21 protein-coding genes are annotated in these 25,594 nt (G+C 64.8%); 7 read left to right on the top strand and 14 right to left on the bottom strand.

All coding sequences use genetic code 11. The features are described from left to right. Genes ACZ46S_RS09295 through ACZ46S_RS09305 form a run of 3 tightly spaced genes read left to right on the top strand, consistent with a single transcriptional unit; the run spans position 1 to position 2,776 of the window. A complete protein-coding gene (locus ACZ46S_RS09295; protein ID WP_295742515.1) occupies positions 1-879 on the top strand; it encodes an ABC transporter permease subunit in 879 nt (292 codons plus the stop codon). Continuing rightward, positions 876-1,703 carry a sn-glycerol-3-phosphate ABC transporter permease UgpE gene (ugpE, locus tag ACZ46S_RS09300; protein WP_464061483.1) on the top strand — a complete coding sequence of 276 codons (828 nt, stop codon included), beginning with the start codon at positions 876-878 and terminating at the stop codon, positions 1,701-1,703. Before ACZ46S_RS09295 ends, ugpE begins: the two co-directional genes overlap by 4 nt. Continuing rightward, complete coding sequence (locus ACZ46S_RS09305; protein ID WP_464061484.1) at positions 1,703-2,776, top strand: ABC transporter ATP-binding protein; 1,074 nt, start codon at positions 1,703-1,705, stop codon at positions 2,774-2,776. Before ugpE ends, ACZ46S_RS09305 begins: the two co-directional genes overlap by 1 nt. Before the next feature lie 66 nt (positions 2,777-2,842). Here the strand turns inward: ACZ46S_RS09305 and ACZ46S_RS09310 are convergent, their stop codons facing one another. Both ACZ46S_RS09310 and ACZ46S_RS09315 read right to left on the bottom strand, forming a co-directional pair. Then, on the bottom strand, positions 2,843-3,739 hold the full coding sequence (locus ACZ46S_RS09310) for a glycerophosphodiester phosphodiesterase family protein (protein WP_464061485.1): 897 nt from the start codon (positions 3,737-3,739) through the stop codon (positions 2,843-2,845). Between the two features lie 74 nt (positions 3,740-3,813). Next, entirely contained in the window at positions 3,814-5,241 is a 1,428-nt protein-coding gene (locus ACZ46S_RS09315; RefSeq protein ID WP_464061486.1) for an amidase, read from the bottom strand. Between the two features lie 231 nt (positions 5,242-5,472). Here ACZ46S_RS09315 and ACZ46S_RS09320 point away from each other — a divergent pair, with 231 nt between their 5' ends. Then, positions 5,473-6,396, top strand: a complete 924-nt coding sequence (locus ACZ46S_RS09320) for a 2-hydroxyacid dehydrogenase (RefSeq protein ID WP_464061487.1) — start codon at positions 5,473-5,475, stop codon at positions 6,394-6,396. A gap of 88 nt (positions 6,397-6,484) precedes the next feature. Next, complete coding sequence (locus ACZ46S_RS09325) at positions 6,485-8,107, top strand: AMP-binding protein (RefSeq protein WP_464061488.1); 1,623 nt, start codon at positions 6,485-6,487, stop codon at positions 8,105-8,107. Positions 8,108-8,242: 135 nt separating this feature from the next. Here the strand turns inward: ACZ46S_RS09325 and ACZ46S_RS09330 are convergent, their stop codons facing one another. From ACZ46S_RS09330 to katG, 4 genes are all read right to left on the bottom strand, one after another. Beyond that, entirely contained in the window at positions 8,243-10,498 is a 2,256-nt protein-coding gene (locus ACZ46S_RS09330) for an NADP-dependent malic enzyme (RefSeq protein ID WP_295742536.1), read from the bottom strand. Between the two features lie 92 nt (positions 10,499-10,590). Continuing rightward, complete coding sequence (locus ACZ46S_RS09335) at positions 10,591-11,469, bottom strand: GGDEF domain-containing protein (protein ID WP_464061489.1); 879 nt, start codon at positions 11,467-11,469, stop codon at positions 10,591-10,593. A gap of 159 nt (positions 11,470-11,628) precedes the next feature. Further along, positions 11,629-12,081, bottom strand: coding sequence for a hypothetical protein (locus ACZ46S_RS09340; protein WP_464061490.1), 453 nt, complete (start codon positions 12,079-12,081; stop codon positions 11,629-11,631). A 217-nt stretch (positions 12,082-12,298) separates the two neighbouring features. Continuing rightward, a complete protein-coding gene (gene katG, locus ACZ46S_RS09345) occupies positions 12,299-14,476 on the bottom strand; it encodes a catalase/peroxidase HPI (protein WP_464061491.1) in 2,178 nt (725 codons plus the stop codon). Between the two features lie 181 nt (positions 14,477-14,657). Here katG and ACZ46S_RS09350 point away from each other — a divergent pair, with 181 nt between their 5' ends. Further along, positions 14,658-15,557 (top strand): LysR substrate-binding domain-containing protein, encoded by a 900-nt coding sequence (locus ACZ46S_RS09350; RefSeq protein WP_464061492.1) that lies wholly within the window; start codon positions 14,658-14,660, stop codon positions 15,555-15,557. A gap of 78 nt (positions 15,558-15,635) precedes the next feature. Here ACZ46S_RS09350 and ACZ46S_RS09355 read toward each other — a convergent pair whose 3' ends face one another. From ACZ46S_RS09355 to ACZ46S_RS09375, 5 genes are read right to left on the bottom strand one after another with little or no spacing between them, the layout of a single operon-like run. Next, positions 15,636-16,367 carry a TSUP family transporter gene (locus ACZ46S_RS09355; protein WP_464061493.1) on the bottom strand — a complete coding sequence of 244 codons (732 nt, stop codon included), beginning with the start codon at positions 16,365-16,367 and terminating at the stop codon, positions 15,636-15,638. Continuing rightward, complete coding sequence (locus ACZ46S_RS09360) at positions 16,364-17,248, bottom strand: CobW family GTP-binding protein (protein WP_464061494.1); 885 nt, start codon at positions 17,246-17,248, stop codon at positions 16,364-16,366. The genes ACZ46S_RS09355 and ACZ46S_RS09360 overlap by 4 nt, the downstream gene beginning before the upstream one ends. Next, positions 17,245-18,894: an amidohydrolase gene (locus ACZ46S_RS09365; protein WP_464061495.1), complete on the bottom strand. Its 1,650-nt coding sequence runs from the start codon at positions 18,892-18,894 to the stop codon at positions 17,245-17,247. Before ACZ46S_RS09365 ends, ACZ46S_RS09360 begins: the two co-directional genes overlap by 4 nt. Beyond that, positions 18,891-20,285, bottom strand: a complete 1,395-nt coding sequence (locus tag ACZ46S_RS09370; protein ID WP_464061496.1) for an NAD(P)/FAD-dependent oxidoreductase — start codon at positions 20,283-20,285, stop codon at positions 18,891-18,893. Before ACZ46S_RS09370 ends, ACZ46S_RS09365 begins: the two co-directional genes overlap by 4 nt. A gap of 8 nt (positions 20,286-20,293) precedes the next feature. Further along, positions 20,294-20,677, bottom strand: a complete 384-nt coding sequence (locus ACZ46S_RS09375) for a nuclear transport factor 2 family protein (protein ID WP_464061497.1) — start codon at positions 20,675-20,677, stop codon at positions 20,294-20,296. 184 nt (positions 20,678-20,861) lie between these two features. Between ACZ46S_RS09375 and pdxR the strand changes: the two genes are divergently transcribed. Next, complete coding sequence (gene pdxR, locus ACZ46S_RS09380) at positions 20,862-22,382, top strand: MocR-like pyridoxine biosynthesis transcription factor PdxR (protein WP_464061498.1); 1,521 nt, start codon at positions 20,862-20,864, stop codon at positions 22,380-22,382. Between the two features lie 37 nt (positions 22,383-22,419). Here the strand turns inward: pdxR and ACZ46S_RS09385 are convergent, their stop codons facing one another. The 3 genes from ACZ46S_RS09385 to ACZ46S_RS09395 all read right to left on the bottom strand — a co-directional run bounded on the left by ACZ46S_RS09385 (position 22,420) and on the right by ACZ46S_RS09395 (position 25,585). Then, complete coding sequence (locus ACZ46S_RS09385) at positions 22,420-23,841, bottom strand: sodium:solute symporter family protein (protein ID WP_464061499.1); 1,422 nt, start codon at positions 23,839-23,841, stop codon at positions 22,420-22,422. 11 nt (positions 23,842-23,852) lie between these two features. Continuing rightward, positions 23,853-24,050, bottom strand: coding sequence for a DUF3311 domain-containing protein (locus ACZ46S_RS09390; RefSeq protein WP_008495344.1), 198 nt, complete (start codon positions 24,048-24,050; stop codon positions 23,853-23,855). Between the two features lie 194 nt (positions 24,051-24,244). Beyond that, on the bottom strand, positions 24,245-25,585 hold the full coding sequence (locus tag ACZ46S_RS09395; protein ID WP_464061500.1) for an MFS transporter: 1,341 nt from the start codon (positions 25,583-25,585) through the stop codon (positions 24,245-24,247). Between the last annotated feature and the right edge of the window lie 9 nt (positions 25,586-25,594).

A 25,594-nucleotide genomic window follows, 5' to 3' on the forward strand; every position in this document is an offset into this window, starting at 1 on the left:
GTGGAGCGGAAGACTCTCTTTCGCGGCTGGCTTCTGCCAGCCGCGCTTGTCGCCCCGCAATTGCTGATCACCTTCGTGTTCTTCTTCTGGCCCGCGGGCCAGGCGCTGGTGGAAAGCACACAGGCGACGGACGCCTTCGGGCTCAGCACCATATTTGTCGGGGCCTCGAACTTCCTCGCCCTGCTCGCCGACCCGAATTATCACGCCGCGATTCTGCGCACGGCGTTTTTCTGTGTCGCCGTCACCATCCTGGCCATGGCCGCGGGGCTGCTCTTCGCCAGCTTCGCCAACCGCGCCATCAAAGGCCGCTTTCTCTACCGCACCGCGCTGATCTGGCCTTACGCGATCGCGCCGGCGCTGAGCTCGGTGATCTTCGTCTTTCTGTTCCAGCCGCAAATCGGCATGATCACCAATGTGCTCGCCCGCTTCGGGGTGAATTTCAACTATACCGCCAACGGCACCCAGGCCCTGGGGCTGGTCATCCTCATCGCCGCCTGGAAGCAGGTGAGCTATAATTTCATCTTCTATCTGGCCGCCCTGCAATCGGTGCCGCGCTCGATGCTGGAAGCCGCGACGCTGGACGGCGCCCGCGGGTTGCATCGCTTCCGCACCATGATCTGGCCGATGCTGATGCCGACCACTTTGTTCCTCAGCGTCACCAACATCGTCTATGCGGCGTTCGACACGTTTGACGTGATCTTCGCCCTCACCGGCGGCGGCCCCGGCACCTCCACCGACATGCTGGTGGTGAAAGTCTATCGCGACGGTGTGATCAATCTCGATCTCGGCGGTTCGGCCGCGCAATCGGTGTTGCTGATGGCGGGCATCATTGCCCTCACCGCCTTGCAGATGCGCCTGACCAGGGGCCGCGCGATATGAAGAAACGTTCGGATTTTCTTGCCCATGCGGTTTTGCTGCTGGGCGTGTTGTTGTTCATGTTCCCGATCTGGGTGGCCTTTGCCGGCGCCACGCAATCCGCCGCGGCGATCAATCGCGGGGCGCTGTCACTGGTGCCGGATTTCAGCAAGCTCGGCGTGTTCGTGCAGGCGCTCAGCTTCAGCAACGCCAACGCGCCGGTCTGGCACATGCTGCTGGTCAGTTTTTTCATGGCGCTCGCCATCGCCATCGGCAAGATCGCGATCTCGGCCCTCTCCGCCTTCGCCATCGCGTTCTTCCGCTTTCCGCTGCGCATGGTGGCGTTCTGGCTGATCTTCATCACGCTGATGCTCCCGATCGTGGTGCGCATCGTTCCCACCTACGCGGTGATGTCCGACCTGCATCTCATCGACACCTTCCCCGGCCTGACCCTGCCGCTGATCGCCTCGGCGACGGCGACATTGCTGTTCCGGCAAATCTTCATCGCCGTGCCGGACGAGCTGGTGGAGGCCGCCAAGCTGGACGGCGCCGGGCCGATGCGGTTTTTCTGGGACGTGCTGCTGCCGGTCTCGCGCGCCAATATCGCGGCATTGTTCGTGATCGAATTCGTTTATGGCTGGAACCAGTATCTCTGGCCGCTGTTGGTGACAACTAAAGGCGGGCTGAATACCATCGTCATCGGCATCGTTCAGATGATCACCGGCGATCAGCTCATTCCCTGGAATCTTGTAATGGCCACCACGATCCTCGCTTTGCTGCCACCCATCCTGGTGGTGCTGGCGATGCAGCGCTGGTTCGTGGCCGGGCTGACGGAGGCGGATAAATAATGGCCACACTCGAACTGCAAGGCCTGGCCAAGAGCTTTGGCAACACCAAGGTGCTGCACGGGCTGGATGTGAAGCTGGACGATGGCGAGATGCTGGTGATCGTCGGCGGCTCGGGCTGCGGCAAATCCACGCTGCTGCGCCTGGTCGCGGGGCTGGAGAGCCCGACCGCCGGGCGCATCCTGCTGGATGGCAGGGACATCACGCATGTCGACCCTTCCAAGCGCGACGTGGCGATGGTGTTCCAGAACTACGCCCTCTATCCGCATATGAGCGTGTTCGAGAACATGGCCTACGGGCTGAAGCTGAAAGGCATGCCCAAGGCCGAAATCGCCAAGCGGGTGGAAGAGGCGGCGGACACACTCTCGCTTTCCCATCTCCTTGCCCGCAAGCCGGGGCAACTCTCCGGCGGCCAGCGCCAGCGCGTCGCCATGGGCCGCGCCATCGTGCGCGAACCGAAGCTGTTTTTGTTCGATGAGCCGCTGTCCAACCTGGACGCCAAGCTGCGCGTGCAGGTGCGCGCCGATATCCGCAAGCTGCAAAAACGCCTCAACGTCACCAGCCTCTATGTCACCCACGACCAGGTGGAGGCGATGACGCTGGCGGACCGGCTGGCGGTGATGGAGCAAGGTGTCGCCGCGCAGATCGCCACACCTTTGGAGGTGTTCACGCGCCCGGCGGACCAGTTCGTCGCCGGCTTTATCGGCGATCCGTCGATGAATTTCTGCAAGGCGGTGCTTTGCGCCGGCGGCCATGGCGCGAAGCTGGCGGCCGGGCCGGATGTGGCGCTGCCGGGCGAGGCGCCCTGGGGGCCGGAAGGCATGGCGGTGATGCTGGGAATCCGCCCGCAGCACGTGGTCATCGAGCCCGGTACCGGGCCGCTGGGCTTTGCCGTGGCGCTGGAGGAGCCGCTGGGCTCCGAGGCGCTGCTGCACGGCACGCTGCCGGATGGGGAAGCCTTCCGCATCCGCGTCTCTTACCCCGCCCCAAAAGCGACGGCGCTGACCATCAGCCTGCCGGCGGCGCATCTGCATCTGTTTGATGCGCAGACCGGCAAGCGCCTGGAAATCGCTTAAAAATCGGTGCGAATACGTGGGGGCTTTTTGTAAAAAGCCCCCAAGCCCCCAAAAACTTTTGAAATGTCAGCGCCGCAGCGCGCTCACGAATCCCGGCTGCGCCGGCTCCTCGCCGCGCGCAGCGAGGATCTCCAAAGCCAGGTCGGGAACATCGGTGATGATCCCATCCACGCCCAAATCCAGCATCCGCTCGAAATCCGCCGTCGCATTCACCGTCCAAGGAATCACCGCCAGCCCCAGTGCCTTCGCCTCGGCCAGCTGTGCGGCATCCAGCATCTCATGAAACGGCGCCCAGACCACCGCCCCGGTGCTCGCCACCGCGCGCGGTACGCTGTTGCCATGCGCGGCCAGGCTGGTGCCGCCAAACCATAGATCGGCCGCCGCCACACTGCCCGGCTCCGTCAGGCAGCAGCGGCGCAGATCCGGGGCCTGCTTCGCGGCTTCCTCCAGCACCCGCCAATCGAAGGAATAAAGCACGCTGCGCTCAACCGCCCCCGCCGCGCGCAAGCCGGCCAGCGTATGCGCCACCAGCGCGGCGGGCGGCAGCGTCGCCTCCGGGCGCTCCGGAAAGCTCTTGATTTCCACAAGAAGATCGAGCGGCTCGCAAACCTCAAGCACGGCATCGAAGCTTGGAATCCGGGTACCGTCACGCGCAATCTGCCCCGCGAACCGCGCCGCGTAGGCTGAGCCTTCCCGCAGCCGGCCGACATCGTAGCCTTGCAGCTCCGCGAAGCTTAAATCGCGCACCAAAGGCGCATCGGCGCCGACATAAGCGCCCTGCCTGTCCCGCGCCACATCCTGGTTCAGCCTTGGGTCATGATGCACCACCACCACGCCATCGCGGGTGACGCCGACATCGAACTCCACCCCGGTCAACTCCAGCGCATTCGCCAGCCCGAAGCCGGACAAGGCATTTTCCGGCAGCAGCCCGCGCGCCCCGCGATGGCCAAAAATCGCAACCATGGTCTCACTCTCGATCTTGTTTGCGGCGAGACTACCCCAACAGGGCGCGGCTCAAAAGCCACGCCTCAGCGACATCACGGCTCAGCCGGGGCGTGCGCGCTCCAGCCTGTCGCTTCGTCATAGAGCTGGCCCAGCCGCAGCACGCCCAGCTCATCGCGCGGACGGCCGATCAGCTGCATGCCCATCGGCAGGCCCCGCGCGTTGAAACCGACCGGCACGTTCAGCGCCGGCAGGCCGGCCAGCGTGACGGGTGTCACCACCTGCATCCAGCGATGATAGCTGTCCATCGTCACACCATTGATGGCGCGCGGCCAATGGGTCTCCACCGGGAAGGGAAAAACCTGCGCGCTGGGCAGCGCCAGATAGTCATGGCGCGCGAAAAGCTGCAGCGCCTGCTGCATCCAGAGCGTGCGCGTCTCAATATGCCGTGCCACATCCAGCCCGGAGAGGCGCAAGCCCTGCTCGACCTCCCATTGCGCTTCGGATTTCAGCAGATCCCGCCGATAAGGATCGCGGATCACATCGTTGAAGCGATGCGCGATGCTCCAGGCCCGCAACCCCGCCCAGCTCTCCCAGATGCGCTCCGCGTCAAAGCCGAGGGACGCCGCTTCCACCACCAGCCCGCGGGCCGGCAGCGCCTGCAAGCCGGCTTCGCATAGCGCCAGGATGCCGGGCTCCATCGGCAACACGCCGCCGAGATCGCCCAGCCAGCCGATCCGCGCCCCGGTCAGGTCGGCTTGTAAAACTTCATGATACGAACAAGGTTTTTCCGGCCAGGTCACCGGGATTGCGGGGTCTGCCCCGGCCTGCACGGAGAGCAGCAGAGCCAGATCCTGCACATTGCGCGCCATCGGCCCCAATGTCGCCAGAGAGAGGGTGAACGCATCCGGGCTGGGATCGGGGATCAACCCCGGGCTCGGGCGCAGGCCAAACACGTTGTTAAACGCGGCCGGGTTGCGCAGCGAGCCGCCATGGTCGCTGCCATCGGCCAAGGCCAGCATCCGCACCGCCAGCGCCACCGCCGCCCCGCCGCTGGAGCCACCCGCCGTCATCTCGGGCTGGTAGGCATTGCGGGTGGCGCCGAAGACCGGATTATAGGTTTGCGAGCCGAACCCGAATTCCGGCACGTTGGTCTTGCCGATAATCAACGCCCCGGCCTGGCGCAGCCTTGCCACCATCGGGCTGTCGGCGGCGGGGATATTATCCGCATAGAGCGGCGAGCCGTAGGTGGTGCGAATGCCGGCGGTCTCTTCCAGATCCTTCACCGCGAAAGGCAGACCGTGCAGCGCGCCGGGCAGCTCTCCCGCCGCCAGCTTCGCATCCGCCGCGCGCGCCAGCGCCAGCGCGTCCTCTTCCGGCAACAGGCTGACAACAGCGTTGAGGCGGGGATTGACCAGCGCCAGGCGCCGGTAGGTGGCCTTCATCACCTCAACGGCGGATACCCGTTTTTCAGCGATGGCGGCAAGCAACTCACGGGCGGTCAGGCCCAATAGATCCGGCATGGTCGGCGCAAACCTCGTTCAAACCTCGACAATGCTAGGCCAGGTCTTCGCATTTAATCAACCCGCCGAGCGACCGCTGAAAGGATCCACAGACAAACGAAAGATTGAGCCGTTTCTGGCCAAATTTCTACCAGGTGCGCGGAGCCCATGCGCAAATCGCAGGCATGACGAGGCACCCCTTGATGTACAGTCACCTACATTCCCTAACCTGTGAATTTTTACGGCGGATCGATGAGTTTTCTATTCAAGCATGAGAGCGCGCAGCGCGCGATCTGGGAAGCGGCCTTCGCCGCGGCACTGCCTGAACTCGAATTTCGCGCCTGGCCGGAATACGGCGCGCCGGATGAGATCCGCTATCTGCTCTTCTACAAGCCGATCGAAAATCTTCAGCCATTCACCAATCTCGAACTGGTCTTCACCACCAGCGCCGGCGCCGATCAGGCGCTCAAGCTGGACCTGCCCGCGCATGTGAAGCTGGTGCGGATGATCGAACCGGCGCTGACCGGCGGCATGGTCGAGTATGTCGTCGGCTCAGTGCTGATGCAGCACAGGCATATGCCGGCCTATCTCAACGCGCAGGCGCAGCTTCGTTGGGCGCCGCTGGACGTGCCCCTGCCCGGTGCCCGGCGCGTCGGCATCATGGGGGCGGGCGTGTTGGGTCTGGCCTGCCTGGAGGCGCTGCGCCCATTCGGTTTTCCGCTCTCCGTCTGGAGCCGTACGGCGAAGGCGCTGCCGGGTGTGAGCGCATTCGCCGGGCCGGACCAGCTGCCCAGCTTTCTGGCGCAGACGGATATATTGATCTGCCTGCTGCCGCTCACCCCAGCCACCACCGGTATCCTCAATCAATCCTTGTTCGCGGCCCTGCCGCGCGGCGCCAGCCTGATCCATGTCGGGCGCGGCGGCCATCTGGTGGAGGCCGATCTGCTGGCCGCCCTGGAAGATGGGCAACTCAGCCACGCCATTCTGGACGTGCTGCCGCGGGAGCCGCTGCCGGCGGCCTCGCCCCTCTGGGCGCATCCGCAAATCTGGATCACCCCGCATATCGCCAGCGACACCCAGGCGAAAAGCGGTGCTGTGGCGGTAATCGAGAACCTCAAGCGCCACTTCGCCGGGCAGGCGATGATCGGTGAGGTGGACCGCCAGACCGGCTATTGAGCTCAGCCCCGCCCCAGCGCATGCTTCATTCCGGAACCGGCGACAAGCCGGCCAGGAACGCACAGCAGCAAGACCAGGAGAGGCCGGCATGAGCCGCATTTTTGAAACCGATCTCGACCGCGATCCGGCGAATTTCGTGCCGCTCTCACCGCTCAGCTTTCTGCGCCGGGCGGTGCGGATTTTCCCGGACAAGATCGCCGTCACCCATCACGACCGCGCCTATAGCTACACCCAGTTCGCGGACCGCGCGCGGCGCTTCGCCAGCGCCATCATGGCCGCCGGGGTGCAGCCGGGCGAGGCGGTGGCGGTGCTCTCCCCCAACGGGCCGGTGGCGCTGGAAGCGCATTACGCGGTGCCGCTGGCGGGCTGCGTGCTCTCCATGATCAACACGCTGCTGGACGCGCCGGCCATCGCCTTCATCCTGGAGCATGCCGAGGCAAAACTGTTTCTCGTGGACCGGGAATGGGCGCCGAAGGCCAAGGCGGCGCTGGCCCTGCTGGCAAACCCGCCAATCCTGGTGGAAATCGCCGATGAGGCCGCCCCGCCTGGCCTCACCCTTGGCGCGCCGGAATATGAGGACTGGATCGCCCCGCATCCCCCCGCCCCCTGGCGGCTGCCGGCGGATGAGTGGGAGGCGATTGCGGTGAACTATACCTCCGGCACCACCGGCAACCCGAAGGGCGTGGTCTATCATCATCGCGGCGCCTATCTGGGCGCGCTCAGCGTCGCCTTCATGGTCAATCTGACGCAGGATAGCGCCTATCTCTGGACCTTGCCGATGTTCCATTGCTCGGGCTGGACCTACACATGGGCGGTCACCGCGCTGGGGGGCACGCATGTCTGCCTGCGCAAGATCGATCCGGCGGCGATTTTCGAGAAGATAGAGCGTCATCGCGTCACCCATATGTGCGGCGCGCCGATCGTACTGGGGATGCTGATCAATGCGCCGGAGGCGGTGAAGCGGGTGCTGGCGCGGCGGGTGATCGTCGCCATCGCCGGGGCGGCGCCGCCGAGCGCGATCATCGAAGGTACCGAACGGCTGGGATTTGCCGTGCGGCATGTCTATGGGCTGACGGAAGTCTACGGCCCCTCGGCGCTGTGCGAGCCGCAGCCGGACTGGCAGGAGCTGGACCTCACCGCCCGTGCCCGGCTTACCGCCCGCCAGGGCGTGCCCGGCATCACCCAGGAGGATTTGACCGTGCTGGACCCGCAAGGCGCGCCGGTGCCGGCTGATGGACGCAGCATCGGCGAGCTGGCCTTCAAGGGCAATGTGGTGATGAAGGGCTATCTGAAAAACCCGAAGGCAACGCGTGAGGCTTTCAGAAACGGCTGGTTCCTCACCGGGGATCTCGGCGTGCTACACCCGGATGGCTATGCCGAGATCAAGGACCGCGCCAAGGACATCATCATTTCCGGCGGCGAGAATATTTCATCGCTGGAGGTGGAGGAGGTGCTGTATCGCCACCCGGCGGTGCGCGAGGCGGCGGTGGTGGCGCTGCCGGATGAGAAATGGGGCGAGGTGCCGCTGGCGGTGATTGCGCTGAAGGAGGGTGCAGAGGTGAGCGAAACGGAGCTGACGGCGTTCTGCCGCGCGCATCTGGCGGGGTTCAAAATCCCGAAACGCTATTGCTTCGATGAGCTGCCGAAAACCTCAACCGGCAAGATCCAAAAACATATACTACGCGCAAAAGCGCTCACAGACTTAACCTAAATTCTCAAAAGTTTTTGGGGTGCGGCCCTTTTTTCAAAAAGGGCTGCAAAACGTTTGGGGCGTTGGCACGTAGTTGCCAACGCCCCAAACCTCCCCGCCCCTTTTTTGAAAAAAAGGGGCGGCCCCAAAAAACTTTTACCCCGTAATCCCCGCTGCCGCGAGCACCGCCAGCGTCATCAGCTCGCTGGCATTCGCACTCATCGAGGCAATCTGCACCGGCTGTTCCATATTGATCAGCAGCGGCCCGATGATCCGCTCCCCACCCAGCTCGCGCAGCAGCTTGGCGGAAATATTGGCCGATTGCAGCCCCGGCATCACCAGCACATTCGCCGGGCCGGAAAGCCGGCTGAACGGATATTTCTTCATCGAGGCCGCATTGAGCGCCACTTCCGGCGTCATCTCGCCCTCATATTCGAAATCCACCTGGCGCTGATCCAGCTCCAGCACCGCCTCGCGGATATGCTCGATCCATTTGCCCTGCGGATTGCCGAAATTCGAGTAGGACATAAACGCCACGCGCGGCTCATGCCCCATGCGCCGCGCCACCTCGGCGGTCTGGGTGGCAATGTCGGCCAGCTGAGACGCGGTCGGGCGCTCATTCACCGTGGTGTCCGCCAGGAACACCGTATGGTTGCGCCCAACCATCAGATGAATGCCGAACGGCGTATGGCCCGGCTTCGGGCCGATCACCTTCATCACGTCGATCATCGACTGGCGGAAGGGCCGGGTCAGGCCGGTCACCATCATATCCGCCTCGCCCAGCGCCACCAGCAGCGCGCCGAAGATGTTGCGGTCGCGGTTCACCAGCCGCTCCACGTCGCGGCGCAGGAAGCCCTTGCGCTGCAGCTTGGCGTAGAGATGATCCACCATTTGCGGCACCAGCTTGGAATGGCGGCTATTATGCAGCTCGAACCCGTCCGGATCGGCAACGCCGAGCTGGCTCAGCATCTCGCGCGTCTCATCCACCCCCACCAGCACCGGGGTGCCGTAGCCGCCTTCCTTGAAGGCGATGGCGGCGCGCAGCACCACATCCTCCTCCGCCTCGGCGAAGACCACGCGCTTGGGCTTGGCCCGCGCCTTCTCATAGGCCGAGGCCAGCACCGCATCGGTCGGGTTCAGCCGGGCGCGCAGGCTCTCGCGATAGGCCTGCATATCGGTGATCGGCTTGCGGGCGACACCGCTATCCATCGCCGCCTGCGCCACCGCCGGCGGCAGGGTTTCGATCAGACGCGGGTCGAAGGGGGTCGGGATGATGTAATCCGGGCCGAAATGATGCGTCACGCCATAGGCGGCGGCGACATCCTCATGCACCTGCTGACGGGCCAGGTCCGCCAAAGCGCGGGCGGCGGCCATTTTCATCTCCTCATTGATCGTGGTCGCGCGCACATCCAACGCGCCACGAAAGATGAAGGGGAAGCCCAGCACGTTATTCACCTGGTTGGCATAATCCGAGCGGCCGGTGGCGATGATCGCATCCGGGGCGGCTTCCAGCGCATCCTCCGGGGTGATCTCCGGGTCCGGGTTGGCCATGGCGAAGATGATCGGCTGCTTGGCCATCTTCTTCACCATCTCCTTGGTCAGCGCGCCGGCCACGGAGAGGCCGTAAAACACATCCGCCCCCTCGATCGCCTCATCCAGCGTGCGCGCATCCGTCTCCGCCGCATGGGCGGATTTCCACTGATTCATCCCCTCGGTGCGGCCCTTGTAGATCACCCCCTTGGAATCGCAGAGAATGACATTATTCGGCTTCACCCCCAGCGCCTTCGCCAGCTCGGTGCAGGAGATGGAGGCGGCACCGGCGCCGTTCACGACGATCTTGATGTCCTTAATATCGCGCCCGGTGAGGTGGCAGGCATTGATCAACCCGGCGGCGGAGATGATCGCGGTACCGTGCTGGTCGTCATGGAAGACCGGGATGTTCATCTTCTCGCGCAAAGTCTGCTCGATGACGAAGCATTCCGGCGCCTTGATGTCTTCCAGATTGATGCCGCCGAAGCTCGGCTCCATCAGCGCCACCGCGTCAATGATCCGGTCCACATCCTCGGAGGCCAGTTCAATATCGATGGAGTCGATATCGGCGAAGCGCTTGAACAGCACCGCCTTGCCTTCCATCACCGGCTTGGAGGCGAGCGCGCCGAGATTGCCCAAGCCCAGAATGGCGGTTCCGTTGGAGATCACCGCGACCAGATTGCCCTTGGCGGTGTAATCATAGGCGGTGTCGGGGTTGGCGGCGATGGCCTTCACCGGCACGGCCACACCCGGCGAGTAGGCCAGCGCCAGGTCGCGCTGGGTCGCCATCGGCTTGGAGGCGATGATCTCGATCTTGCCGGGGCGGCCGATCTCGTGGAAATCCAAGGCTTCGCGCTCGGAAATATGCGGCCGGTTTGCCATGTCAGGCTCTCCTCTTATCTATCTGGGCTTTTGCCCAGTCGGGTTTGATACCGGCGGCTCGCATCCGGCGCAACAGCGCCACCGCCCGGCGCTCAGCGACGCCGCGCCTTGGCTTGGTAAAGGGCGGTATCGGCCGGCGCCAAAGCGGCATCGCAGCTGCGCGCCCCGGGGTCGATCCCGGCGATGCCGATGCTCACCTGATAGGGTAGCTTGGTCTGCGCCAGGCTGGCGGGATTGGCGCTCACGGCCTGCTTCAGCCGCGCCGCCAGCATCACCGCCGCGGGCTCGTCCATCTCAGGCAGCAATACCGCGAATTCATCGCCGCCGAGACGGCCGATGACATCGTCGGCACGTAGGTTCTTGCGCAACAAATCGGCGAAATGCCGGATCACCGCATCCCCGGCGGCATGGCCGGCGCTGTCATTGATCGTCTTGAAGCGATCGATATCGATCATCATCACGCTGGCCTGCGTCAGCCGGCCCTGGCGCAGCTCGGCCAGCAGGGCGCTCATGCGGCTGCGGAAATGCCGGCGGTTGGGCAGCTGGGTCAGATCATCCAGATCCGCCAGCACCTGCAACTCCATCTCCACCTGCTTGCGGGCGGTGATGTCCGTCGTGGTGCCGACCATGCGCAGGGCGCGCCCGGTCGCATCCCGGCTGATCACCCGGCCACGGCTCAGCACCCATTTGAAGCTGCCATCCTTGCAACGCAGCCGGTGCTCCACCTCATAGAAAGCGGTGCGCGCCTCGAAATGCGCCTGCATCGTCGCCTGGACATAGGCCAGATCCTCAGGATGCACCCGTAAATAGGCGTTTTCGATCTGCCCGCTCAGCTCCCCTTGCGTATAGCCGAGAATGGCGTGCCAGCTGGCGGAGTACCAGATATCACCCGTGACGATGTTGCGGTCCCACACCCCGGTACCGCTACCCTCAATGGCGATTTCCCAGACATCCGGCGAGGGCGGCGTCATTGCCTGTCGATCACCCCCGCCCTCCGGCGAGGGAAGTGCGTCTGGGGTCTTAAACGCATGCGACAAGGCCGGCTCCTGCTCCTACTCACCCTTCACGCTCACCACCTGCCACCGACGGTCCTGGCGCAGCGCGAGAGTTGGAGCCTAGCGCATTGGTTTTCAATCAGGAAGCATGGAAATGCCGGCGGGGAGCGGCAAGCCGCCATTGGCCTCGGCATGGATGCGGATGGTCACGTCCACCGCCGCGCCATGGGTGGTCAGCAGGTCCTGCAGCAACGTCAGCAGCGTCTCGCGCGAAACATGCAGGTCCACGATCTGGCGGGGTGTGCATTCATAGATCAGATGCGAATGCGGCTGGGGGATCGTATCGTATACCGGCTCCGCCGCCGCACAGGGCACACGGCCGATCAGCCTATGGCGGGCGAGACGCTGAAGATGGTGTTCCAGTTCCCGCTTTGGTGTGGCATCGCCCTCGCGCGCCAACGTGGCGGCGGTGATATGCGTTTCCTCGCGGTTGCGCAGCGTCATCAAAAGCTGCGCCAGCGTGTCATCATCGGGCAAGCGGGCGCGACGCAGCGCGGCGCGGCAGTCGGATTTTGTAGTTGTTTTCAAGCAAGGCCCCTGCGCAGAGTTAGAGGCGATTTCAAAAGTCGCTCTGGCGACGCACGAGAGTGGCTTTTCAAACAGCCTCTCAGCGCCGGCCGCCAGCGCGCCTTGAATGGTCGGTCTGGCCCGGCAACGCACCGGGCCAGATCTGAAGTGAAGAAGGACGACATAAGCTTGGATCGACGCGCGCGCGTTGACACAAGCCCATGAACCCGCTCAGCGACTAGGCGACGTCGAAGCGGTCCGCGTTCATCACCTTGGTCCAGGCGGCGGCGAAGTCGCGCACGAAGGCCTCGGCGTTGTCGTCCTGAGCGTAGAGCTCGGCATAAGCGCGCAGGATGGCGTTGGAGCCGAAGACCAGATCAACCCGGGTTGCGGTGAACTTCACCGCGTTGCTGACACGGTCGCGCAGCTCATAAACCCCGGCCCCAGCCGGCACCCAGACATTGCCCATGTCGGTCAGGTTGACGAAGAAATCGGTCGTCAACGCGCCTTCGCGGCTGGTGAACACGCCATGCTTGGTGCCGCCATGATTGGCGCCGATGACACGCAGGCCGCCCAGCAAGGTGGTCATCTCCGGCGCGGTCAGGTTCATCAGCTGGGCGCGGTCGAGCAGCAGCTCCTCCGGCTTGGCGGCATAGTCGCGCTTGAGCCAGTTGCGGAAGCCGTCATGCACCGGCTCCAGCGGCGCGAAGCTGTCGGCATCCGTCTGCGCCTCGCTGGCGTCGCCGCGGCCCGGGGTGAAGGGCAGCTCGATGGCAACGCCGGCCGCCTTCGCCGCGCGCTCCACGCCGACATTGCCGGCCAGCACGATGACATCGGCGAGGCTGACATTCGCGGCCTGGGCGATCGGCGCCAGCACCCCCAGCGTCCTGGCCAGGCGGGCCGGCTCATTGCCCTCCCAATCCTTCTGCGGCGCCAGGCGGATGCGCGCGCCGTTGGCACCGCCGCGCAGATCCGAGCCGCGGAAGGTGCGGGCACTGTCCCAGGCCACCACCACCAGATCGCTGGTGGACAGCCCGCTGGCATCGATCTTCGCCTTCAGCGCCGCCACATCGTAATCCGTGCGGCCAGCGGGCACCGGATCCTGCCAGATCAGCTCCTCGGCCGGCACGTCCGGGCCGAAATAACGGGCCTTCGGTCCCATATCGCGATGGGTGAGCTTGAACCAGGCGCGCGCGAAGGTGTCCTGGAAATAGGCGGGGTCCTTCATGAATTTTTCGCAGATGCCGCGATAAATCGGGTCCACCTTCATCGCCATGTCGGCGTCGGTCATGATCGGGTTGCGCCGGATATTTGGGTCCGAGGCGTCGCGCGGCTTATTCTCTTCCTTGATGTTCACCGGCTCCCATTGCTGGGCGCCCGCCGGGCTGCGGCGCAGTTCCCATTCATGGCCGAACAGCATCTCGAAATAGCCCATGTCGAACTTCGTCGGGTCGCTGGTCCAGGCGCCCTCGATGCCGCTGCTCATCGCCTGGCTTGCCTTGCCGTGCTGATCCGGATTGCTCCAGCCCATGCCCTGAGCGGTGATGTCGGCCGCTTCCGGGGCCGGCCCCAGCCGCGCCGCATCGCCATTGCCGTGGCATTTGCCAACGGTATGGCCACCGGCGGTCAGCGCCGCCGTCTCCTCGTCATTCATCGCCATGCGCGCGAAGGTCTCGCGGATATGCAAGGCGGTGCGGGCCGGGTCGGGCTGACCGTTGACACCTTCCGGGTTCACATAGATCAGACCCATCTGCACCGCGGCGAGCGGGTTTTCCATGGTCTTCGGCGTGCTGACATCGGCGTAGCGCTCGTCGCTGGGGGCCAGCCATTCGGTCTCCGGGCCCCAATAGACATCGATTTGCGGATGCCAGATATCCTCGCGGCCGAAGGAGAAGCCGAACGTCTTCAGGCCCATCGATTCATAAGCGATGGTGCCGGCCAGAATGATCAGGTCGGCCCAGGAGACCTTGTTGCCGTATTTCTTCTTCAGCGGCCAAAGCAGCCGGCGCGCCTTGTCGAGGCTGACATTGTCGGGCCAGGAATTCAGCGGCGCGAAGCGCATATTGCCATGCCCGCCGCCGCCGCGCCCATCGGCGATGCGGTAGGAACCGGCGGAATGCCAGGCGAGACGGATCATCAGCCCGCCATAATGACCCCAATCGGCCGGCCACCAGCTCTGGCTGTCGGTCAGCAGCGCATGCATGTCGCGCTTCAACGCCTCGACATCGAGCTTTTTCAGCTCTTCGCGGTAATTAAAACCGCGCCCCAGCGGGTCGGTCTTGGTGTCGTGCTGGCTGAGAATGTCCAGATTGAGCGCCCCCGGCCACCAGCCGGTCACGGAATTGGAACTGGTCGCGGTGTTGCCGCCATGCATGACGGGGCACTTGCCCGCCCCTGCCGGTTGATTGCCGTCCATGGGTATCCTCCTATGTCAATCGAATTTGCCCGCTCGCGCGGAAAGCCTCATCAAAACCGCTGGCCAGCTTTGGTTATGCTGGTGGAGCAGCCACATGCACCGTATTTGGCAAGAAGAGTCTTACCAGCCTAAACCAATCAGATAAACTTTTATTTTCTGATTAAACTGATAAGATAATCTGATGAACAATATCACTCTGCGGCAGATGCGCTATGTCGACGCGCTGGCACGGCACGGCCATTACCGCCGCGCCGCCGAGGCCTGCGCCATCTCGCAACCGGCTTTGTCGATGCAGGTGAAGGAGCTGGAGGAGGGGCTGGGCATCGCGCTGTTCGAGCGCGGGCTGCGCCAGCTCCGGCTCACCGCCTATGGCGAGCAATTCGTGCAGCGGGCGCGGGCGATCCTGGAGGCGGTGGATGAGCTGGCGGCCCTGGCCCGCGCCGCCAAGGGCACGCTGCGCGGCACGCTGCGGCTGGGGCTGATCCCCACCCTCGCCCCGTATCTGCTGCCGGCCCTGATCGGCGATCTGCGCCAGAGCCACCCGGAACTCGACATCCAGCTGCGCGAGACGGTGACCACCCGGATTCTGGAAGAGCTGGAGGCAGGGCGGCTCGATGTCGCCATTGTGGCGCTGCCGGTCTCCGCCCCGGCGCTGGTCGAGCTGCCCTTATTCAGCGAGGATTTCGTGCTGGTCCGCCCTGAGGAGCAACGTGCGGCGCCGGTGCCGGACCAGGAGGGGCTGGCCAAGATGCGCCTGCTGCTCCTGGAAGAGGGGCATTGCCTGCGCGACCAGGCTCTGGCCTTCTGCACCCGCGCGCCACGGCCCGGCCAGGAGACGCTGGATGGCAGTTCGCTCTCCACGCTGGTCCAGATGGTGGCGGCCGGGCTGGGGGTGACGCTGATTCCCGAAATCGCGGTACCGGTGGAAACACGCTCGGCGCCGGTGGCCGTGCAGCATTTCCCCGCCCCGGCGCCGCAACGGCAGATCGGCATGGTCTGGCGCCGCTCCAACCCGCTGGGCCCCAGCTTCGAGGCGATGGCGCCGACCATCCGCACCGCCGCCCTGCGCTGCCGCGTCTAGAGCATCAAGATTTTGCTTTATCTAGCAATTTTAAATGCTTATCTTGACACGATCGCGTCAAGATAAGCACATATAGCTCTAGCCAGCCATCTGATAGACGCCCTTGGCCAGGGTCGCGGCGGCTCCGGCCAGGGCCAGACACACCGCTCCCTTGCGCGCCCAGTCCAGCGACACCAGGCGCGCCAGCCAATGCCCGCCGGCAAACCCCAGCGCCAGCGCCGCCACCACCACCAGCCCCACCGCCTGGCCGAGATGCGGCAGCCCCTTGGGCAGGAAGGAGGCCAGGTTGAGCACCGCCAGATAAACCTGCATCGAGGCGTAAAAGCTCGCCTGCTCCCAGGAGATATTCATCGCATAGAGCGTGATCGCCGCCCCGCCGACGCCGGAGGTGGCATTCATGAAACCGCTGATCGCCCCGGCCGCCAGCGCCCCGATGCGGCCGCGAAACAGCCTCACATGGCGCATCGTCATCACCAGAATCAGCGCCCCCAGCACCAGCGCGCCGCTGATGGTGAGCATCCAGGCGGACGGGATCAGCCGCCCCAGCGGCGCACCGGCCAGGGCGGCGAGGATGGCGGCGGGCACCAGCAGCGCCAGCCGCCGCGGCTCCGCCCGGCGCCAGGTGACGATGAACATGCCGAAGGTGAGCAGGAAGGTCAGGATATTCGCCAGCAGCACGCCTTCGAAAGGCCCCAGCACCAGCGTGAGCAGCGGCGCCGCCACCATCGCGAAGCCAAGCCCGGTGAGGCGCTGGATGACCGCGCCGGCGAAGACCGCCACACCGATCAGGCCAAGCTGCAGCATGGTCATGGTGCCAGCGCCGCGGCGAAGGCTGCGGTGAGCGCCTCGGGTGCCGGCATGTCCGGCGTGCCGAGCAGCACCAGGGCCGACGCCTCGCCCGCGAAAGCCTCCAGGCTCCAGCGCCGGCCGACCAGTTGCAGCAGCATCACCCTCCCATCCGCCAGTCGCAACGTCCCCTTGCCGCGCCAGACGCTGGCCGGCAACGCCTTGAGGCAGGCACGCAGCCGCATCTCGTCAAATCGCCCTGGGCTCTGCCAGCTCCAGCTGCTGATGCCATGCTCGGGCGCATCGGCGATCAGGGCGCTGGCGGTCTCCATGCGCGCCGGCAGCAGCAGCGCATTCGGCAGCGCGCCATGGGCGATCTGCAGAACGCTGACACCAGGGCGGATCGCCTGCAGCGTCGCCTGCGCCGCCGCCAGGGTTGGAGCATCAGCGAGATCACATTTATTCAGCGCCACCAGATCGGCGCGGGCGATCTGCCGGTCCAGCGTGTCGCTGAGCCAGCGATCCTTGTGCTGCGCCGTCACATTCAGCGCATCCGCCAGCACGATCACCGCCTCCAGCCTCGCCAGCCGGTTCAGCTTCACCAGCTGGGCGATGCGCCACGGGTCCGACACGCCGCTCGCCTCGACGACGATGCGTTCGGGCGCCAGCGCCACAACCTCGGACAAGGTGGCGCTGAAATCCAGACCGATCGAGCAGCAGACGCAGCCATTGGCCAGCGGCACCAGATTATCCGCCCCTTGCAGCAGCGTCGCATCGATGTTCAGCGCGCCGAAATCATTCACCAGCACGGCGATGCGCTGGGTGGCATGGCGGAGCATATGGTTGAGGGCGGTGGTCTTCCCCGCCCCCAGAAACCCGCCCAGAATCGTCACCGGGATGCTCATGCCGGGAAGAACACGCCCCCGCGCATTGTGCCCAGCACCTTGGTATCCTTCAGCGCCGCCGGCGGCGCCTCCAGCGGATCGCTCCCCAGCACCGCGAAATCCGCCAGCTTGCCGACCTCGACGCTGCCGACCAGATGGTCGAGCTTCAGCGTATAGGCGGCGCCAATGGTGATGGCGTAGAGCGCTTCGGCAATGCTGATGCGCTCATCCGGCCCCAGCACCCGGCCGGCCGAGGTTTCGCGCATCACCGCGCACCAGGCGGTGAAAAGCGGGTCCAGCGGGGTGATCGGCGCGTCGGAATGGATCGCCAGCGGGATCTGATTGCGCAGCACCGTACCGCAGGCATCCATGCGCTGCGCCCGCGCCAGCCCCATCGTCTCGGCGATATGCGCCTCGCCCCAGTAATAGATATGGTTGGCGAAGATGTTGCAGCAGAGCCCCAGCTTGGCGATGCGGCGGAACAGCGCCTGGTCCGGCATCTGGCAATGCTGCAGCGTGTGGCGATGGTCCGGCCTTGGATGCGCGGTGATCGCACGCTCCAGCATCTCCACCGTCAGCTCCGTCGCCTCGTCGCCATTGGTGTGCATATGCAGCACCGCGCCGGCGCGGTGATAGGCTTCGATGATGCCGCCCAACTCGCTCGGCGCGATATACCAGAGCCCATTCGGCGCGCCGTTATGATAGCCCGGCCAGCGCAGCCGCGCGGTGAAGCCCTGGATCGAACCATCGACATGCAATTTCACCGTGCCGATGAACAGCCGCTCGCTGCTGTGCGCGCGCAGCCGCTCCAGCCGGGCGATGCCCTCTTCGATGCTATAAAACCGCGCCGCCATCGCCGGGGCGATGCGCAGCGGAAATTCCTCGTCGGCGGTGACGGTCTTGTAAACCTCCAAGGTATCATCGGCGAGATCGCTGACCAGATCGGTCGCCGTGGTCACCCCCACGCGCCGCGCCAGCTGGCCGAAGCGCTTCAGCCCCGGCACATCCAGCTTGCGCGAAATCCCGCCGGCGGCGATGCGGTCGCGGATCAGCCCCATCAGCTCGAAGCCGAGCAGCTCGCCGGTCGGCTCACCGGCTTCGTCGCGCACCAGCCCATCCAGATCCGTATCGCGATCCACCCCGATGATGCGCAGCGCGACCGAATTCACATTCATGATATGGCCGGAAGCATGGGTGATGATCACCGGCAGCGTCGCGGAGACCTGATCCAGATCCCCGACATTCATCCGCCGGCCGTCCATATAGATCGGATCGAACCCCCAGGCGCAGAGGCTTTTCGCCCCCTCCGGCAGAAGATGGGCGCGCAGCGCCGCCACCACCGCCTCGATGGTTTTCAGCCCCGGCGCGATCTCGCCATCCGGACCGCGCCGGTCGAAATAGCCAACATAGGGGTCGCTCCAGATTGCGCCTTCGAACAGATGGCAATGGCCTTCGACGAAGCCCGGCATCAGCACCGCCGCGGCGAAACGTTCATCCAGCCTGGCATCGCCGAAGCCCTGCATCTCCGCCGCCCCGCCGACGGCGAGGATCTTGCCCTCCCGCACCGCGACATGGGTGGCGACCGGCTGGCCGGGATTCATGGTGAGAATCCGTTTGGCGCGGAAGATCGTGGTGGTGGCGTGCATCGGTCCATCCTCTCTGGTCACGGCGCGTCGGGCTTCTCGTCGCGGCGCTGATACAGCTCATAGAGCATGCGTTGGCCGAGCCGGCGGAAGGGCGCGAACATATGGCCCTTCAGCGTGCCGGTATAGATCGGCAGCGGATGCGCGCGCGGTTTGCCAGCCGCCAGCTCCGCCAGCCGCCAACCTGCCTGGGCGGAATAGCTGACCCCATTGCCGCCATAGCCGAGTCCGTAGAACAGCGGCTCGCCCGGATTAGGCTGCACGATGCGCGGCATCATGTCGTGGCTGACATCCACCCAGCCCCACCAGGAATAATCGATCTGGATGCTGGCCAGTGCGGGAAATTTGCGCGCCAGCCCCTCGGTGAGTACCTGCAGATGCTTCGGGTTGGCGGCATCGCGCCCGGTGATGGCGCTGCGGCTGCCGATCTGCAATCGGTTCTCCGGCAGCAGCCGGTAATAATAGCGCAGCACTCTTGTATCGGTGATCACCTGGCGGGTGCGAAAGCCGGTCACCTCGATCTCGTCCGGCGTCAAGGGCCGGGTGACCATGGAGTTGGAGAGGATCGGCATGATCTTGCTGCGCAGGCTCTTATGCAGACCCTGGCCGGTATAGCCGCCAGTGGCGATGACCACGGCGCGGGCGCGCACCGTGCCGCCGGGCGTGCGTACCCGAAACACACCGCCCTGACGTTCGATATTCAAAACCGGGCTGGCCGGATGCACCTTCGCCCCGGCGGCGCGGGCGGCGCGCAGATACCCGAAAGCGAGCTTGGCGGGATTGACCCCGGTGCCCAGCGGCTCATGCAGCGCCCCCACCGCCTCCGCCTCGCGCACCCACTCAGACTCCAGCGTGGCGCGGTCAAGGATCCTGGTCTTGTAGCCGAAGACTCGGTTGCTGAGCTCGCACTCCACCCGCAACCGCTCCAGCGTGCGCTGGCGATGCGCGATATAGAGATGCCCGCCGGCTTGCGCGTCGCAATCGATCTCCTGGGTCAGCGCGGTGAACCGCTCGAAGCCCTCGCGGATTTCCGCATGCAGCTTCAGCGCCGTCTCTTCCCCCCAGCGTGCGATCCACTGGCCGCGCGTCAGCCGGCCGGAGGCATTCTGCCCCTGCCCGCCATTGCGGGTGCTGCAGCCCCAGGCGACGCGATTGGCTTCCAGCACACTCGCCTTGATACCATGCTCGCGGGCCAGAAACAGCGCGCAGGTGAGCCCGGTGAAGCCTGATCCGACAATGACGACATCGGCATCGAGATCCTGGGTGACCGGCCCGTCATCGCCCGGCGGCTCACCGGCGGCGGCCAGCCAGAAGGTCGGCGCGTAACCGCGGCCAATGCCCGGATGCGCATCGCGCAGCGGGTCGTAGAGCGGATCATAGGCGTTGCGCGCCGGGGTGGAGAGGCTCTCCTGCATGGCGGACCTCACATGCCCTGGAGCGGACGATCCTTGCGGAAGGCGCTCTTGGAGACGATCAGCTCGCCCTCGAACCCGAACAGATCGACCCCTTCGACCTCGATGCGCCCGCCGGCCGGCGCGGTGGCGGTGAACAGCCATTCGGTGACGGCGCGGTCGGCGAATACGGCATGGCGGCGCACCTGCCATTGCACATCCGGCATGCTGGTCCAGGTGCCGACGAAGGCGGCGCGCACCGCGTCCAGCCCGGTGATGCGCTTGCCCACCGCCTCCGGCCCGGCCGCCGCATCGAACACGATGGCGGGGGCGAAGCAGGCCATCACCGCGTCGGCATCATGCGCGTTGAACGCCGCGAACAGGGTTTCCAACAAAGCGAGCCGGGTTTTTTCCATGATATCAGATGATCCGTTGTAAAGGAGGCAGACGCCGCAGCGTTGGCACCAGATTACGCCGGGTGCAGCGGTGAGAAAGGTCCAGTTGCGGCAAATCATACAGCCAGTTACATCTTTTCAAGTCGGGCCGGGCACGCCTATGTTAGCGCTTGTTGGAAAATCATTTGTGCCAAGGGGCGAAATCATGAACCACGCGCGAAAGACCGGGCCGCAGCCGCGCAAACAGGCGGCGGAGCGCGCATGGAACCAGCTGTTCCAGCTGGACCCAGAGGGCGGCATCTCCTTGCAGGTGCAGATCCGCAGCGCCTTCGTCGCCGCGATCCTGGACCAGCGCCTGGCCGCCGGCAGCAAGCTGCCCTCCAGCCGGGTGCTGGCGCAACAGCTCGGCGTGGCGCGCAACACGGTGAATGCCGCCTACCGGCAGCTGGCGGATGACGGGCTGATCCTGGCGCAGCCGCGCAGCGGCTATCAAGTCGCCGCCTTGCCGGAAGAGGCGACGCGCAGCAGCGCGCCTCTGGCTATACCGCCGGCCGCCAACGGCCCGCATTGGGCGGCGCGCATCGGCTCGCGCTATTCCACCATGCGCAATATCAGCAAGCCGGCGGACTGGCATCGCTACCCCTACCAGTTCATTTATGGCCAGCCCGACCCAGCGCTTTTCCCGATCGCGGATTGGCGCGCCTGCTCGCGCGCCGCTCTCGCGGTGCTGGCGATCCGCGACTGGGCGGCGGACATGATCGATGGCGACGATGTCGCGCTGATCGAGCAGCTGCAACGCCGGGTACTGCCACGGCGGGGCATTTTCGCCGCGGCCGAGCAGATCATGATCACCGTCGGCACCCAGCACGCCTTGTTCATGCTGGCCGAGTTGCTGGCCTCGGCGCATAGCGTGGTCGGAATCGAGGAACCGGGCTATCCGGATGCGCGCAACATCTTCGCGTTGCGCGGGGCGGCGCTGCGGCCGCTGCCGGTGCGCGAGGATGGCATCGACATAGCGGCGCTGCGCGGCTGCGACCTCGCCTATCTGACGCCCAGCCATCAATGCCCGAGCTCGACGACGATGAGCCTGGCCGCGCGCCAAGCGGTGCTGGCGTACGCCCAGCGCCATGATCAGCTGATCATCGAGGATGATTATGATTCGGAGATGAGCTTCGCCGAAACCGCGCTGCCGGCGATGAAGAGTTTCGATGTCGACGGCCGGGTGATCTATCTCGGCAGCCTCTCGAAAACCCTGGCGCCGGGCTTGCGTCTCGGTTTCATGGTGGCGGCACCTGAGCTGATCGCCGAGGCCAGGGTGCTGCGGCGGCTGATGCTGCGCCACCCGCCGGCGAACAACCAGCGCGCGGCGGCCTTGTTCATCTCGCTCGGGCATTATGATTCGCTGCTGGGGCGGGTGAAGAAAAGCCTGGCGGAGCGCGCGAAAATCCTGAATGCCGCGCTGCGGACCCACGCCCCGTCGCTCAGCTTCACCCCGCTGCGCGGCGGTTCCTCGGCCTGGGTGAAGGGGCCGGCGGGGATGGAGTCCGGCCTGCTGGCGAAACTTGCGGAAAAGCAGGGCATCTTGATTGAGCCGGGGGAGCTGTTCTTCCACCAGCCGCCGACGCCTTGCCCGTATTTCCGCCTGGGCTTCGCCTCCACCCCGACAGATAAAATCGCCGAAGGCATCAAACGCCTGGCCCCGCTGGTGAACCAGGCGCGATTTTGAAGGGACGAGGGCTTTTTTCAAACCCCCAGTGCCAGCCTCAGCCTTTCTGCAAAGCCCCGGAGAGCCTCGCGTAAATCACCGGCACCGGCGAGTCCACCCGGCGGCTGATCAGGCTGCCGACGGCGACGATGACGATATTCACGATCAGGCAGACAAAGCCGATATTCCAGCCCGCCAGGCTCACCTTGTCCACCACCATGGCGATGGCCATGACATCGGCGACGAGAATGCCGGCGATGATCGCATATGGGTTGATGCGGCGCAGGAACAGGATCGCGATGACGCCCGGGAAGAATTGGGTGATCCCGAAATAGGCGGTGTTGACCAGGGTCAGCATCAATGACGGCGTGACCAGGGTGAAGAAGATCGACAGCGCCAGGTAAATGACGATGGCGATCTGCGCCCCGCTGCGCTGGCGGGTCTCGGGCAGATGGCCAAGCAGGTTACGCGAGATCAGCGGTCCCATCGCCAGGCTGATGCCAGCCAGCACAACGAGGCCGGAGAGTGCCGCCCCCGCCGCCACCATGCCCAGCAGCCAATGCGGCAGCAGCGCCACGGCCGCGGCCATGAAGGCCTGATTCGGCGAAGACAGATGCAGATTCTGCCCCAGGCTGAAATAGGCCGCCACCACCAGGAACGGATACATCAGCATGTAAAGCGGCATGAAAATCTGCGCCTTGCGGATGGTCTGCTCGCTGCGCGCGGTAAACAGGTTGGGGATGGCGAAGGGGAAGAGATAGAAGCCCAACGACTGGAAGAAGATGGTGCTCATCGAGAATCGCTCTTCCGTCGGGCTCATCTGGCTGTGCACATGCTGGCTGGCTGCCTGGAAGATATGGCTCAGCCCGCCCGCCGAGGCGGCGGCAACACCGGTGACCACCAGCGCCAGCACCAGCAATAAATCCTTGATGATGGAGACCATCGCCGGGGCGCGGATGCCGGAGGCGGCGATGTAGGCGAAGGCGAGCACCGCGGCGATCAGCGACAGCGCCAGCGGATTCAGATTCCAGCCCAGCCCGTGCAGTGCCACGATCAAGCCGGTGAATTGCAGCTGCCCCCACGGGATCAAGAAGATGATCGCGGTGATGGTGACGGTCAGTTCCAGAGCGCGGCTGTTGAAATGCCCCTTGAACAGATCCGGCAGGGTGAGCGCGTTATAGAGCTGCCCGGCGCGCCAGATCAGCGGATTGAGGAAATAGCCGAGAGGATAACCAAGCAGAATATAACCCAGGAACCAGATGCCGTAGGTCGGCCCCTTGGCGTAGATGCCGCCGGGAAAGCCGATCATGGTGCCGATGGAGTAGATCTCCCCCACCGCCAGGAAAAACAGCAGCGGCCCGCCAAACTGTCGGGAGGCAACCAGATATTCCTTGAGGTCGGAGGTGTTGTGCCCGCGCATGGCCGAGAAGGCCACGATCAGGGAGAACAGAATGATCGCGATGAAAACGAAACTGGCCATATCTGTTCTCCTTATGCCGCGTCAGCGCGGTGACGGTCGAAACAGAACCAGCAAATCGCCAGGCATGCCGAGGTCAGGAAGAACCAGGCGAACACCCAGAGATACAGGAAGGGGATATTCCACAACGTCCAGGTGACGCTGTTGGCAAAGGGCAGCAGCCCGATCACGCCGAAATAGGGCACCACCAGCCCAATGAACACTCTCAACATCAACTCTATGCCCCAAAACAAGACGTTCATGGGCCACGTGACAGACGGCGTTATTGGGGGCGGTCGCGCATTGAAAGATGCAAGACCGCCCCGATCGGTTATCCGACGCTGCTTACCCTAACCGAACCGGCGCTGGTCCACCAGCACCAGATAGCGTTGGAGATAGGGCCAGTTCCCCGACCCGCCCCCGCGCCTCAGCCCTTGCGGATCTCAAAGCGCTTCAGCGGCCCGGCCAGCACCGCGAAGCAGAGCACCGCGACGAAGGCATGCGCGGCGATAAAGCCCAGCGCACCGTTGAAGGAGCCGGTATCCTTGACGATGTAGCCAATCACGATCGGGGTGACGATGCCCGAAGCGTTGCCGATCATGTTGAACACGCCGCCGGTGAGGCCGGTGATTTCGCGCGGTGCGATATCCGCCATCACCGCCCAGCCCAACGCGCCGACGCCCTTGCCGAAGAAGGCGATGGCCATCACCGCGATCACCACGGCGTTGATGTTGGTGTAGTTCGCCGCCAGGATCGACATTGAGAGCAGCATGCCGCCGATGATCGGGATTTTGCGCGACAGGCTCAGCGACAGCCCCATGCGCTGCAGCGCATCCGAGAGCACCCCGCCCAGCACGCCGCCGGCAAAGCCGCAAATGGCGGGAATGGCGGCGACGATGCCGACCTTCAGAATCGACATATGCCGCGCCTGCACCAGATAAACCGGAAACCAGGAAATGAAGAAATAGGTGAGCGCGTTAATGCAATATTGCGCCACGAACACGCTGACCATCATCCGCGAGGCGAACATCTGCTTCACCGCCTCGGCGCGAAAGCCGGGTGCCAGCGCGGCGCCGGGCTTCACCGTGTCGATCCGCACCAGCCCGCCGCCCTGCTCGATATACTCCAGCTCGGCCTTGTTGATGGACGGGTGCGCGTCCGGATTGTGGATCACCTTCAGCCAGAGCAAGGAGGCGAGGATGCCCGCCCCACCCATCACGAAAAACACTGACTGCCAGTTGATCGTATGGATCAGCCAGCCCATCAGCGGCGCGAACATCACCGTGGCGAAATATTGCGCGGAATTGAAGATGGCGGCGGCGGTGCCGCGCTCATTGGCGGGGAACCAGGCGGCGACGATGCGGCTATTGCCGGGAAAGCTCGGCGCCTCCGCCAGACCAACTAGGCAGCGCAGAAGCACCAGCGTGATGATGATCTCTGTCGTGCTGCTGAAAATGGTGACGAAGCCCTGCAGCGCCGTCACCACCGACCAGGAGAAGATGCTCCAGAAATAAACCCGGCGCGAGCCGAACCGGTCCAGAAGCCAGCCGCCGGGGATCTGTGCGACGACATAGGCCCAGGAGAAGGCGGAGAAGATATAGCCGAGCCCAACCGAGTCAATTCCCAGCTGCTTGGACATCGGCGCGCCGACCATCGACATGCTGGCGCGATCACCATAATTGATCGCCGTCACCAGGAACAGCATGGCGACGATCCCGTATCTCACTTTGCTTCGGCGCAGCGCCGCCGTTACCACCGACGAACTCATTGGGCTGGG

The organism is Acidocella aluminiidurans (assembly GCF_055383125.1).